The sequence below is a fragment of the Coriobacterium glomerans PW2 genome (assembly GCF_000195315.1).
GTDB classification, from domain to species: Bacteria; Actinomycetota; Coriobacteriia; order Coriobacteriales; family Coriobacteriaceae; genus Coriobacterium; species Coriobacterium glomerans.
The window spans coordinates 496,617-509,380 of the sequence record NC_015389.1 but is presented as its reverse complement, the minus strand read 5'-3'; the positions used below and the strand labels follow the sequence as shown (position 1 = coordinate 509,380).

General features: G+C 65.4%; 10 protein-coding genes and 1 CRISPR repeat array (1 of these 11 only partly in view). All 10 genes read right to left on the bottom strand.

The annotated features are described in order from the left end of the window. Window positions 1-3: 3 nt before the first annotated feature. The 10 genes from CORGL_RS02235 to CORGL_RS02190 all read right to left on the bottom strand — a co-directional run bounded on the left by CORGL_RS02235 (window position 4) and on the right by CORGL_RS02190 (window position 11,911). A complete protein-coding gene (locus CORGL_RS02235; protein WP_013708298.1) occupies window positions 4-453 on the bottom strand; it encodes a hypothetical protein in 450 nt (149 codons plus the stop codon). Next, the gene (locus tag CORGL_RS02230; protein WP_013708297.1) at window positions 450-1,481 is read right to left on the bottom strand and encodes an NAD(P)-dependent oxidoreductase; all 1,032 of its coding nucleotides are present in this window, start codon (window positions 1,479-1,481) and stop codon (window positions 450-452) included. Before CORGL_RS02230 ends, CORGL_RS02235 begins: the two co-directional genes overlap by 4 nt. 90 nt (window positions 1,482-1,571) lie before the next feature. Beyond that, window positions 1,572-2,546 carry a DegV family protein gene (locus CORGL_RS02225; RefSeq protein WP_013708296.1) on the bottom strand — a complete coding sequence of 325 codons (975 nt, stop codon included), beginning with the start codon at window positions 2,544-2,546 and terminating at the stop codon, window positions 1,572-1,574. Window positions 2,547-2,624: 78 nt separating this feature from the next. Then, window positions 2,625-3,209: a ribosome hibernation-promoting factor, HPF/YfiA family gene (hpf, locus tag CORGL_RS02220; RefSeq protein WP_013708295.1), complete on the bottom strand. Its 585-nt coding sequence runs from the start codon at window positions 3,207-3,209 to the stop codon at window positions 2,625-2,627. A 242-nt stretch (window positions 3,210-3,451) separates the two neighbouring features. Further along, a complete protein-coding gene (locus tag CORGL_RS02215; RefSeq protein WP_041738530.1) occupies window positions 3,452-4,402 on the bottom strand; it encodes a substrate-binding periplasmic protein in 951 nt (316 codons plus the stop codon). 409 nt (window positions 4,403-4,811) lie between these two features. Beyond that, window positions 4,812-5,582, bottom strand: a complete 771-nt coding sequence (locus CORGL_RS02210; protein WP_013708293.1) for a ComF family protein — start codon at window positions 5,580-5,582, stop codon at window positions 4,812-4,814. A gap of 104 nt (window positions 5,583-5,686) precedes the next feature. Then, window positions 5,687-7,279: a regulatory iron-sulfur-containing complex subunit RicT gene (locus CORGL_RS02205; protein ID WP_013708292.1), complete on the bottom strand. Its 1,593-nt coding sequence runs from the start codon at window positions 7,277-7,279 to the stop codon at window positions 5,687-5,689. After that, window positions 7,270-8,412 carry a DNA polymerase III subunit gene (locus CORGL_RS02200; RefSeq protein ID WP_013708291.1) on the bottom strand — a complete coding sequence of 381 codons (1,143 nt, stop codon included), beginning with the start codon at window positions 8,410-8,412 and terminating at the stop codon, window positions 7,270-7,272. Before CORGL_RS02200 ends, CORGL_RS02205 begins: the two co-directional genes overlap by 10 nt. Before the next feature lie 110 nt (window positions 8,413-8,522). Beyond that, a complete protein-coding gene (gene tmk / locus CORGL_RS02195; RefSeq protein ID WP_013708290.1) occupies window positions 8,523-9,251 on the bottom strand; it encodes a dTMP kinase in 729 nt (242 codons plus the stop codon). 50 nt (window positions 9,252-9,301) lie between these two features. After that, on the bottom strand, window positions 9,302-11,911 hold the full coding sequence (locus CORGL_RS02190) for a DNA topoisomerase I (RefSeq protein WP_013708289.1): 2,610 nt from the start codon (window positions 11,909-11,911) through the stop codon (window positions 9,302-9,304). A gap of 543 nt (window positions 11,912-12,454) precedes the next feature. Then, window positions 12,455-12,764: a CRISPR direct-repeat array (repeat unit 28 nt; unit sequence GGATCATCCCCGCATGCGCGGGGAGCAC) (it continues 523 nt past the right edge of the window).

The window sequence follows — 12,764 nt, the reverse complement described above, 5'->3', positions numbered from 1 at the left end:
CACCTACCTCTTCTTGCGTCGTCGACTGGAAGTACCCGTCTGCTGATTCGCTTCATCGCGCCCGCCGCCGGAAACCGACATGAGATCGCGATCTCGCATGCCCGGAGCTCCGCGGTGAGCGCGGCGGGTGCCGCGTGTCGCGCGCTGTCGGCGGGCCTCGTCCGCACCGAACAGATGATCTATCGCGCGCCAAGGGCCCGTGGACGAGCCGAAGCCGGTCTTGAGCCCGACGAGGCAGCCCGCCATCAGACCGACGACAGCCGAGTACATCAGGGGCAGAGCGCTGAGCGCGGCGAAGGCGATCGCCGCGACGCATACGCATGCCACGGTGGCGCCCCAGAAACCCGCCTTCGTCTCGACGCGCTTCGCCCACTCCGAGCCGATCGCGAACCCGATGTAGATACCGAAGAAGAGCAGGAGCAGCGAACAGATGATGAACGCCGGATCCGTCATAGCTCGGACCCCTGCTCATCGGCTCGCTCGGCGCGGCAGCCGCATGCGCAACCATCGTGATCCGACGTGTCTGCGGATGCGCAGGAGCAGCTATCATGCTCATGGTTCGCCGTATAGAGCGACCAATCCAGGCCCGCATCCGAGGCGGCGTCCTCGTCTTGATACAACAAGGAGATGGCCTGCGTGCCGCGCTGACCCCCGCCGATGGTCTCGAGCATGTCGTAGAGCGAGAAGGCCGTCTCGGTCCCGGGCAGCGAGACCTCGTGCTCCTCGGCGTCTTGGATCGCGAGACCCAGATCCTTCAAGAAGTGCTTGACCATGAAGCCGGGTTCCCAGTCGCCGGCGAGCGCGAGCGGAGCGAGTTGCGCCATCGCCCCGGACGACCCCGTGCCGCCGAGGATCATATCGCGCGTCTGATCGAGATCGAGCCCGCAGCTCTCAGCATAGGCGAGCGCATCGGCCATGCCGACCATGCATGAGGCGAGCGACACCTGGTTTGCGAGCTTCGCGGCCTGACCGGCACCCGGTGCGCCGAAGCAGCATATCTTCGACGTGAACGCATCGAGCAGCGGTCGGACGCTTCGGATGTCGCGCTCAGTCGCGCCGACGATAGCCGTGAGGGTCCCCGCGATCGCGCCGCGATCGCCTCCGGTCACCGGACAGTCGAAGGCGAGTTTTTCCTCGACCTGGGCGGCTGCGGCGATGTCGCGCGCCAGCGATGGCGAACTCGTGGTGAGATCGATGAGGACGGCCCCGGGCTTGGAGACGGCGAGCAATCCGTCACCGGAAAGGTAGATCTCCTCGACCTGCTCGGGGAAGCCCACCATGGTGAAGATGAAATCCGCATCTCGAGCCGCCTCAGAGGGAGATGCCGCCCAGCGGGCACCGCGCTCGACGAGGCCGTCCGCCTTGGATCTGGTGTGATTGTGCACCGTGAGCGGATAGCCGGCATCAAGCAGGTTGCCGGCGATGGGCGCGCCCATGATGCCGGTCCCGATAAACGCCACGGTGGGTCTGCTGTCTGTCATATGATCTCCTCAATCAACAGGGTGCGTCAATACGATGGGTTCCCGAGCGCCTCGGCCCCCCTGTTTCGCTTCAAGGGGCCGAGGCGCGAGCTAGGATCTTGCGCGAACACCCTCCGCCTCGCGGACGCGTCGCGCGATCCGATCGGTCAGAGATATCTTATCAGCTCGGTTGCGCCCCCAGAAAACAAGCGCAACCATGCCCGGTCCCACATGCGCACCGATCGTCGGTCCGACGGCACCTCGGATGATCGTGAGGTCCTCGCAGCCCTCCTCCTTGCGAACGGCGCTCTCGACCCAGTCGGCGTCACGCTCCGCATCGGCGGAGGCGATCGCGATCGGCATCGTCGGATCGAGCACGTAGTTCTCGCGGAACATCTTGATGAGCGAGCGCAGCGCCTTCTTTCGGCCTCGAGAGACCCCGGTGAGCGACAGCGACCCCGTGCGATCGAACGTGAGATTCGCCTTGACGTCGAGCTTGCTCGAAAGCTGGGCGGCGGCCGGCGGTATCCGACCACCGGCGGCAAGAGCCTGGAGGCTGTCGAGCGTGAAGTAGCCGTGCACGTAGAACTTGGCCTCCTGCGCCCAGCGCGCCAGCTCTCGGGCGCTGAGCCCTGCGTCGCGCTGTCGGACGGCCTCCAGGGCGAGCAGCTCGCCGGCAGCGCACGGCAGACCGTTGTCCACGATGTAGAGCTCGAAGTCGGGGTAGGCCTCCCGGACATCTTGGGCGGCGCGGCACGCCGCATCGTAGCTCGACGACAAGGCCGAGGTGAAGCACAGATACACCGTGGGCGTCCCCTCCCGGGCGCACTCCGTGAGAAACTCGAGATAGCGACCGAGCGACACCGCTGACGTCGATGCCGGCGTCCCCGCCCGCAGTCTGTCATAGAAGGCCTCTGGGGTCATGGTGCTCCAGATGTCGTCGATGAACTCCTTGCCGTCCAAGATATATGGAAAGCCCAGAATATCGACGTCGAGCGCCGCGGCGATCTCGGGTGTGAGATCGGCGCAGGTGTCGATCACGATACGGCAGCGATCGGGACGTGCAACAGCAGCTGGCGGGTTCATCATACGCGCCTTTCCAAGCAAAAAGCGGCCATCCGCATGGGATGGCCGCCATCCTTCATTCATGCCAGACGATACATTTTACTCGTCTGGGCTCTCGAGTTTCGGCTTGATGATGCCATATCCACCATTCTTACGGTGATATACCACATTGATGAGGCCGGTCGCGTCGTTTTCGAACACATAGAAGTCATGGCCGAGCAGATCGATCTGAACGAGCGCCTGCTCCTCGGACATAGGCGTGATCTCGATGATCTTCTCTCGAACCAACTGGTCATCTTGATCCTCGGGTACAAGCAGATCGGCGAGATCCTCGACGCGCTGCACGGGAACGACCTGCGCGGCGGATGCGCCCTGCTGACGCATGTCAACGACCTTGGTCTTGTATTTGCGCAGCTGACGCTCTACCTTTTCCGCAGCGAGATCGATTGCCGCATACATGTCCGCGCCGTGCTCGACCGCCCGGATGACCGATTTTCGCACACGCAGGGTGACCTCCACGATGGCCGGCTGCGGATTGGACGGGTTCTTCTCATAGCGCAGCACCGCATCGACGGTCATCGGCTCGATGTCGAACACCTTGAGCGCATCGGCGATCTTTTCGGTCACATGGGCGCGCAGCGCATCCGTCACCGTGGTCTTGCGACCCGAGACCCTGATATCCATAACCGTCTCCTCACTCTTCAGCGGATAGTGTCCCCTATAGCTTCTACCCAGCACCCGTTAATAGCAAATTTCGTGGCGCTGGCGCGCCATTAGCGAGACGACTGCGACCGGTCACCGATCCCTGGGACAAAACCTCCATTTCAAGCCGAGCGCGCCGTCGGCGGCTCAGCGGTGAGCCCGGACACCGGAAGAGTCCCGCCGCGATGCCGGGCACCTTGGATAAGGCGACGCGCCGGCGCTGCTCACGCACCGGAAGAGGCGCTCTTATCGGATCCGGCGGAGCCGGTCTGCCCCGTGCCGCCTCCGAGCTCGTCGAGCACCGAGTCCTGATCCGCGGAGGCCGCTTCGGGCTTGATACCGGAGACGAGCCTGTCGGACAGGGCCATGGGCAGCTCGCCGTACCACGCGGTATGGATCGCCTCGAGCACCCCGTCTTCGGAGATGCTGTCTACGACCTTGGTGACCCGCTCCGACAGATCGATGGAGGTCGACCGCAAGAGGATATCGTATTCCTTCGGCGAGGCGATCGCGGCGACAAAACCCAGGCCGCTGTACTGGCGCGCCAGGTAGGCGCCGGCCGTGGCCTCGCACGCGACATAGTCGACCTTGCCCGCCGCCAACGCCTCGAAGCACTCGTTGACGTTTTTGAACGTCGTGATCTTCGAGGTGATTCCCGTATGGGTCAGCACGCGCTGCGAGGCCGAGGCATCCTGCACCCCGACGCTGACGCCGCTCAGATCCGCCGCGGACAGCGAGCGCGCCTCTTGTGCATCATGACCGAAGAGCGACACCGCACTCGTGAGATAGCTCGCGGACACCTTGAGCGCATCGCTTCTCGCATCGGGCTGCGTGCCCAGATAGATATCGATCTTCTTCTCCGACAGCGCGCTGCCAGGCGAGCTGGCGTTCACGAACGAGACCTTGAGACCGAGCCGCTCGGCGATCGAGCGCGCGACGTCGACGGTGTAGCCGTTCAACTCTCCCCTGGAGTCCATCATGGCCTGCGGCGCGTCGGAGGTGTTGAGCCCCACGGTGAGCGTTCCGCTCCGAACGAGCATCATGTCGGACACCGTCGCGTGGGTCTTGCTTTGCGCATCGGAGATCGTCGGGGTGAGCAGCGAGCAGCCACCCATGGACAGCGCGCAGACCATCGCGCACAGACAGACACCCGATCGGACGATATGTGACTTCATGCCTCGGATCATTCTCGCAATCCCGCCTTCGCGTCCAACACGCGCCTCCCCGCCGCCGCGAACGTCTGCGACGCGCGCAGACACGGAGAGGTGCATGATCCACCTGCTGCAAGTCCTCCCAGCTGACCTGGTCTTTGACCCCACACCTGCGCACCGGGGCGTTTGCTCGGAGCGCCGGGGCGCTCGTCACGACTGACCCGCTCGTCCGCGGGGCGCATGCCCTCTTCTGGAACGGACGGTGCGACTTACCTCTAGGACGCGCCATGATCGCGCGCTGATGAGCGCGCTTACGTGGATCCCTTTGACCGCGTCTATCATGGACTTGGACCGGGAAAAGACCCGATCCGCAACCACAGCCTGGGAGGAACACAAGGATTATACCAGTTCGGTCGCAGAAGGCCACAGCCTGCTACCAGACGCGAGCGACGGCCAGACCCGCGATCTCTACGGCGCCCGCGCCTCGCAGGGCGTCCGCAGCCGCCTGCATGGTCGCGCCGGTCGTGATCACGTCGTCGATGAGGGTGAGCCGCAGGCCGCGCACGTCGGCGACGATCTCGTAGACGCCCTCGGTGCTCGCTCGGCGCTCGACGCGGTCCAGGGCGCGCTGATCGGCGCTGCCGCGCTTCGCGAGGGCGTCGAGCACGGGCACCGAGCTCATGCGCGCCAGGGCATGCGCGACCGCTTCCATGTGATCGAAGCCGCGCCGCCTGAGCGCCGCCTGCGTAACAGGTACGAACACTATGGCGTCGGATTCGAGCAGCACCCCTCGGTAGCGCTGCGGAGCGGCGCGTTGCGCGCGAGCGACGGCGTCGGCGATCAGACCTGCGAGCGTTTCGGCGAGACGTCGCTCGCCGGCGTCCTTGTAGACGCGAATGACGCGGCGGAGCGGTCCCTCGAAGGCGGCTGCCGCCAAGCACAGATCCAAGCCCGTCGGAGAGCCACGGCACTCCGTGCACACCAGCTCGCCGAAAGGCGCTCCGCACGCGGTGCACGCGTGACGCGGATCTATCAGGCTGAGCTCGGAGCGACAGCGGTCGCACAGCAGCGAGCCGGGCCGCTCGCATGCGGCGCATCGCGTCGGCGAGAGGATCTCGAGAGCGCCTTCCCTCAGACGTGCGAACGCGCTCTCGAGGAACGCCCCGCGGCGGCTGACCGTATCTTCGATGGCTTCGCTGCGCATGACCGATCACTCCCGGATAGGGAGGACAGGGCAGCTCTGGGTTCATCATAGCGCGTCGCGTCGCCGACCGCCATGGATCGCCGTCGGCGATCGGCGCGCGCGAGCTACTTCTCGGATCGAGAATCCTGGGGCGCGTCGGTTCCCCCTGCGCCCCTGCGCGGGCCACGGCTTCGACGACGGCGGCGCTGCGGCGGCTTCGTCTCCCGATCGGTCTGCTGAGCGCGGCGCTGGGGCCCTTCGGGCTCAGAGCCGCCCTGATCGCCGGGACGGCGCCTGACGGCGAAGCGCCCGTCGGCGAGCTGATCGGCGACCGAGGGCGTTTCAGGCTTGCGCGCGGACGTCCCGCGATGACGGCGACGCGGGGTCTCCTGGGCACCCTGCGGCGTCGCGTCGGCGCGGACGCCGCCGGGGGTGCGAGCGGTGAGACCGGAGTCTGAGGCGGAGCCCTGCCCGCTGTGGCGACGACGTCGTCGATTCTGCTTCTGGCGCGGTGCCTGCTCGCCGTCGACGGGTGCGGCCGCCTTGCCAGCGGGCTCCCCCGCGCGCGCCTCCGGTGCGGTCGTCGACGCGCGACGCCGACGCTTGCGGCCGCCGGCGGGGGTGCGGGCCGCATCCTCTGCCTGCCGGTCGCTCCGGCGTCTCTCGCGCCTGTGCGCGGAGCGATCATCGCTGCCGCCGCAGGCCGCCGCCCCGCTGCGGCGAGAGCGCCGCCCTCCGGTCGAGCGACCCTCGATTCGATCGTCGTTGCTCAGCCCGTCTCCGACATCGACACCCATCTCGCGATCGAGTTCGAGCAGGGCGAGTGATATCTCGGGCGCCTCGATGCGCTCGAGCACCTCGCGGGTCACGCTGTCCGGCCGGCACGGGCACCGCGCCTCCTCGGAGTGCTTGATGCACGCCTCGCTGCAGCTCATCTCCGAGAGGTCGACGCGGAAGACGCGTCCGCTTTCAAGCCTCAAGACGAGCTGCTCCTTGGGCGTGTCGTACTCGAGGATCCGCGCGTGACCGAGCGGTGTGTCGATGAGGGTCTTCTTCTTGGGCGCGCGACTCTTGAAATCCTTATATGCCTCGAATTCGTAGCGAAGGCAGCACATGAGCCGACCGCACATGCCCGAGATCTTCGCCGAGTTGAGGGGCAGATCCTGCTCTTTGGCCATGCGGATGGACACTGGCTGGAATTGACGCCCGAACCGTGAACAGCACAGCTCCTGACCGCAGTGCGCGAATCCGCCGATGAGACGCGTCTCATCGCGCACGCCGATCTGGCGCATGTCCACGCGCTCGTGGAACCGCGCGCACAGATCCTTGATGAGCTGACGAAAGTCGACGCGATCCTCTGCCGCGAAATAGAAGACGGTCTTCTCGCCCCCGAACAGGAACTCGACGCCGACGGGCTTCATATCCAAACCGTTGCTGTTGATGAGCTGGCGAAAGTCGCTCATCGCGGCCTCACCGCGCGCCGCAAGAGCATCGGCGCGGTTCAAATCCTCATCGGTTGCGATACGGACGATAGCTTTGAGCGGGGCGATCAGCTGAGATCGAGGCACCTCGAAGGGATCAGCCGTGACGAGGCCGAACTCCGTGCCGCGCTCCGTGGAGCAGATCGCGTAATCGCCTTTCTCGATATCGAGCCCATGGGGATCGAACCAGAGCGCGCGGCTGGCGAAGGGGAACTTGACGGGAACGACTACTGGCATAGAAGAGCCTTCCTGATATCGAAGAGCATGACCTCGAAGGCCAGCTGAGGAGTGACATTGCGAGCGATGTGACGCTCGGCGGCGGCGACCGACTGAAGCGCGCGCGCGGCACCGACGGGCCCGGCGACCGAGGCGAGGCGGTCGATGACATCGCGGACGTCCTCGTTCACGATATCTGTCGACATCGACTCCGCGCAGAGCAGAACGTCGCGCAGCAGCGAGCGAGCACTCGCCAGCACCTCCATGATAGCTGATCGCTCGTGAGCATTCAGCTCGCGCTTGTTTCTGTCTTCAAGCTGCTTCATTGCTCCACGGGAGAGGTAGTCCGCATCGCGCTCCAACACGGCCCGCTGCGTCGAGGCGACTTCGGCGAGCGGAGCGCGCACAGCCGCCATCAGCGCCTTCGCGGCAGCCAGGATATCTGCCTCGTCCGCACCAGGCAGGGCATCGATCGCATGGACGATCTGGCGTCGGGCGTCCTGTCGCGCCGCGCTTCTCAGGTACTCCTGCGCGGCGCTGGGGCTCCCGGCGATCGCGGCGGCTATGCGGCAGCGCCCCTCGGGCAGACCCGTCGCACGGGACACGATAGCGGCGACCTCGGTCGGCGGAACCGTGCGGAACAAGACGCACTGGCAGCGAGAGACGATGGTGGGCAGGATCGTGTCGGTCGAGGCGCCGATCAGGATGAACGTCACGCCATCCGGCGGTTCCTCAAGCGTCTTCAGCAACGCGTTGGCGGAATTCGGGCGCAGCAGATCGGCACGGGTGATGATGTATACCTTGCGATGCGCGCGGATGGGAGCCAGCGCGACGTCGCCGAGCAGCTCGCGAATCTGGGTGATGATGTAGCCCATAGCGCTCTCCGGCTCCAGCACATGCACATCGGGATGGGTGCCGCGCGCGACGCGCACGCACGTGTCGCATCTTCCGCATCCTCGCTCGTCGCACAGCAGCGCCTGGGCGAGCGCGCGGGCGGCATCGCCTGCACCCGATCCGGTGGCACCCAGAAAAAGATAGGCGCTCGAGGTCCTACCCGCCTCGAGCGCGCGCTCGAGGAAATCGCGCACGCGCGGTTGCGCTTCAAGGTGCGCCAGCAGCGCCTGACCGGCCGCGTCTGCCCTATCCCGCGTCATGTCCCTCCTTCTGCTCGCAGCGATCGCGCTTCAGCTGCCCTACATGATAGCGCGAAGAGCGACGCGCCCAGCCGAGCCCGAGCGGCTCCACAGGCTCCGGGCGAGTCGGGTCACGCGTAGGCCGCGGTGAATGCGACGTGAGCATCGGTATCGGTGATCTGAAATCCGACTGCGATGAGTTCGGCGACCGAGCGAAGCAGGACGTGCGCCACGTCCTCGGATGCATCGATCAGCCTCACGCGCTCGGGCTCCTCTGCCGCGATGGCGCGAAAGCCCTCCGCGGCGCGCTGCTGGAATGCGGCGCCCTTGGCCTCCATTCGATCCCGTGCGCGGCCGGGCATCCGCTCGGCGGCGAGATCCGGAGCGATATCGCAGACGATCGTGATGAGCGGGCGAATCGCGCCGACGGCCAAACCGTTTGCCGTATCGACGGTCGCGCGATCGATGCCGGAGCCGAACGACTGGTAGGACGTGGTAGAGTCGTAAAAGCGATCGCATACGACGACGCGACCCGTCTGCAGAGCCGGTACGATGAGCTGATGGACCAATTGGGCTCGAGCCGCCTCGTAGAGCATGAGCTCGCAGGTCGCGCTCATCTCGGCGTTGGCAGGATCCAGCAGCAGCTGACGAATCTTCTCCGAGATGGCCGCGCCGCCCGGCTCGCGGAGCAGCTCGACCTCGTAGCCCGCGTGCTCCAACGTCGCTGCCAGCAGCCGCGCCTGCGTGGACTTGCCGCACCCGTCGATGCCCTCGAGCGTGATGAACGCCGGCGAGGGGGCCTTCGGGCGATCGTGACGAGCCGTGATACCCGCCACCTTGGCATGCATGTTGCGAGACATTGCTCCCCCTTGGATAGATCACCCAGTCCGACGAGACGTGCGCGCGCCGCTCATCGGCTCGATGCGGACTTCTTCGCGGCCGCGGTCTTCTTGGCGGCCGCGGTCTTCTTGGCAGCCGGCTTTCTCTTCGCGGGCGACTTCTTGGCAGCCGATTTCTTGGCGGCCGCGGTCTTCTTGGCAGCCGGCTTGCTCGCCGCCGCGGTGCCGCGTCTGCCTCGGGCGGGCCGCTTCTCCTTGCCCGGGCAGTCCATGTTGACGCAGATCCGCCAGGGCCCCCGCGCCGTCTCGACGACGACGATCGGGGAGCCGCAGTGCTCGCAGGTCTCTCCGGTCGCCTGAAGCTTGCCGCGAGCGGGCAGCGGATAGCTCACGGCGCACTCATCGTAGTTCGTGCAGCGGATGAAGCGCTTGCCGCTGCGCTCGGACTTGTGCGCGATCAGATCGCCGTGACGTCCCGCCTCGGCGCACACCGCGCACTCCCCGACCTTGAGATCCGGTTCGTAGTTCGTCGGGCACCTTGGGTTCACGCACACCTCGTAGGCTTTCGATCGAAACGGCTTGCACTTGATTTTGGGCGCACCGCACTCCGGGCACACGCCGTCGTCGCCCTCGATGGGTTCGAGCTTCACTCCGGAGGGCACCGGATAGGTGACGTCGCACTCCGGCCAGCCCATGCAGCCGATGAAGTTGCCGCGCGTCTTCGCGCTCGCCTTCATGACGAGGTCGCGCCCGCAGGTGGGACACACTCCCACCTTTGCGTCGGCGGTGACGGCGTCCGAGATCGCCTCGCCGAGATCGTCCTTGTGATCGATCAGGTTGTCGATGAGGCCGGCGAGCAGCGCACGGGAGTGGTCGACGACGTGAGCCTCCGTGTCGGCGCCCTCGGCGACCTTGGTCATGTCGCCGTCGAGCTCGGCGGTCATGTCCGGGGTGGTGATGCGCGGCGCGTAGGCGGCCAGCGCATCGATGATCGCCATGCCGAGCCGGCTGGGCTCGATCGGGTCGTTCTTGAGGTAGCGCACCTGATAGAGGCGCTCGATGATGCTCGCGCGCGTGGACTTCGTGCCCAGGCCGCGCTTCTCCATCTCCTGCACGAGGCGACCCTGGCTGTAGCGCGCCGGCGGCTCCGTCTGCTTGGCCTCGAGTGCGAGATCGCGCACCTCGATGACGTCGCCGGCGGAGAGCGGGGGAAGCTGCTCATCGCGCTTCAGACCGTAGGGGTAGGCCTCGCGAAAGCCCGCGGTGACGAGCACGTCGCCGGAGGCCGTGAGGGGCTCGCCTGCCACGTCGATCGAGAGCTTCGTGTTCTCTATGGTGGCCGGCCCCATGAGCGTCGCCAGAAAGCGCCGCGCGATGAGGTTGTAGAGCTTGCGCTGGCCGCCGTCGAGCGACTCGGGGCTGCCCTGTCCGGTGGGGTGGATCGGCGGATGGTCGGTCGTCTCGGTCTTGCCGCGCGTCGGCTTCATGGGCCCGGCGAGCACCTTCTTGCAGACCGGTGCCAGAGCCGGTGAGCTCGCAGCCAGCCCGGAGACGATGGCCGCGAGGTCCTCCGATGGAGGATAGACCGTGTTGTCGACGCGCGGGTAGGAGATGAGACCGGACATGTAGAGAGACTCGGCGATGCGCATCGTCCGCGCCGGCGAGATGCCTTCCGAGGCCGCGGCGGCCTGCAGCGACGTGGTGTTGAACGGCGCCGGGGGGGCCTGCTTGCGCGCGCGCGTGGCGACCTTGACGATCGTGCCGGATGTCTTGCCCTGGACATGGGCGAAGGCGGTCTTCGCCTTCTGCTCGTCGGTGAAGCGCGCGGTGGCGTGCGCGATCTTGAACGCGGTGTCACCCGACGCGCCGATGCCGCGGATCTGCCAGTAGTCCTCTGGCACAAAAGCGAGTCGCTCGCGCTCGCGCGCGACGACTAGAGCCAGCGTCGGCGTCTGCACGCGGCCGGCCGAGCGCACGTTGCCGAAGCCGCCGAATTTCGCGAGGGTGAGATAGCGCGTGAGCACCGCGCCCCAGATGAGATCGATGTGCTGACGGCTCTCGCCGGCATCGGCCAGATCCCGATCGAGCTCAACCAGATTGTCGAAGGCCCCGCAGACCTCGCCTTTGATGAGCGCGGAATAGCGGGCGCGCGCGACCGGCACGTCAGGGGCGACCTCGCGCACCTGCGAGAGGGCGTCGGCACCAATCAGCTCGCCCTCGCGATCGAAGTCGGTCGCGATGATGATGGAGTCGGCCTTCTTCGCGAGGTTCTTGAGAACGCGGATGATCTCCTTCTCCGCGGGATGCTTCACGACGGGTGCCCACGTGAGATAGGGCAGGCTATCGACTTTCCAGCTCTTGATGTTGATGCCGTCGGGCAGATAGGGACGACGCTTGGAGTCATAGGGCGGCCGCGCGAGGCCGTCGGGCACGTCGGCGGGCAGGATCTCACCGTCGTCTGTGAGCGAGTACCAGCCGCGCTCGGCGTCGAACAGGATGGCTTCAGGGAAGTCCGGAGCCAGGATGTGTCCGGCGAGCCCCATGGAGACCCACTCCTCGCCGTCCACCGAGAAACGGTAGACCTGCGTGCTGTAGACCTTGTCGGTTTTCGGCGCGCCGTCTGCAAGCAGCTGCGCGATCTTTTTCGCCGCGATGTTCTTCTCAGCGATTACGAGTACCAAGAAAACTCCTCACCTACATCATGTGACGCTGTGGCTCAACCTCCGCTGCGCGCGCAGGCGCGGGTCCAGCCTCAACATGGCGCTACCAAGCCACACAGTATACACGTCCATGTCAAATGGGGGTATCTTACCCAGATGACGATCGTGAGATCATAAGTCGCCCTGTTACAATGAGCGGAACCATGGTGATATATTTAAGTGTTATCATGATCGGAATTTTGAATGGGATGAAAGAGAAAACTTCTCCTATGGAAATTGAAGATACTTTTTTATGCATCAGATTTACGCATCTACTAAGAGAAATTCTGATAGATCACTGCAAATGCCAATAAACTGCAGAAGGCAAAATGAACTCTGCAATGTACTGAGCGTAGGTCATTCCCTTTCTGTAACTACGTTGATGTCACCTCATTAAATCTTTGCGTAAAAAGAATTAGCTGTTCGTATGCGGGGGGGGGCATCCGGCAGCTTCAGCTCGAAAGGATCATCCCCGCATGTGCGGGGAGCACGCTGACAACACTGGCGGTGGTCGCGATCCTGTCGGGATCATCCCCGCACATGCGGGGAGCACGATGTACTTCGACAGGCGCAGCCCACTCGTCGAGGGATCATCCCCGCATGCGCGGGGAGCACCTGGGCCATGTCGGCCACGCAGGGCAACGCGACCGGATCATCCCCGCATGCGCGGGAAGCACTATCCCGTTCCCAGCAGTGCCGTATATATTGATAGGATCATCCCCGCATGCGTGGGGAGCACTCGACGCAGCTCGAATGGTACTCTCCGTTGGAGGGATCATCCCCGCATGCGCGGGGAGCACAAGGGCTCTTCTAAACGCGCGTCTGCCTCAAAGGG

Excerpts from the sequence above, each read along its gene's own strand:
- CORGL_RS02235 (WP_013708298.1), bottom strand. The coding sequence starts at position 453 with ATGACGGATCCGGCGTTCATCATCTGTTCGCTGCTCCTGCTCTTCTTC.
- CORGL_RS02230 (WP_013708297.1), bottom strand. The coding sequence starts at position 1,481 with ATGACAGACAGCAGACCCACCGTGGCGTTTATCGGGACCGGCATCATG.
- CORGL_RS02225 (WP_013708296.1), bottom strand. The coding sequence starts at position 2,546 with ATGAACCCGCCAGCTGCTGTTGCACGTCCCGATCGCTGCCGTATCGTG.
- hpf (WP_013708295.1), bottom strand. The coding sequence starts at position 3,209 with ATGGATATCAGGGTCTCGGGTCGCAAGACCACGGTGACGGATGCGCTG.
- CORGL_RS02215 (WP_041738530.1), bottom strand. The coding sequence starts at position 4,402 with ATGAAGTCACATATCGTCCGATCGGGTGTCTGTCTGTGCGCGATGGTC.
- CORGL_RS02210 (WP_013708293.1), bottom strand. The coding sequence starts at position 5,582 with ATGCGCAGCGAAGCCATCGAAGATACGGTCAGCCGCCGCGGGGCGTTC.
- CORGL_RS02205 (WP_013708292.1), bottom strand. The coding sequence starts at position 7,279 with ATGCCAGTAGTCGTTCCCGTCAAGTTCCCCTTCGCCAGCCGCGCGCTC.
- CORGL_RS02200 (WP_013708291.1), bottom strand. The coding sequence starts at position 8,412 with ATGACGCGGGATAGGGCAGACGCGGCCGGTCAGGCGCTGCTGGCGCAC.
- tmk (WP_013708290.1), bottom strand. The coding sequence starts at position 9,251 with ATGTCTCGCAACATGCATGCCAAGGTGGCGGGTATCACGGCTCGTCAC.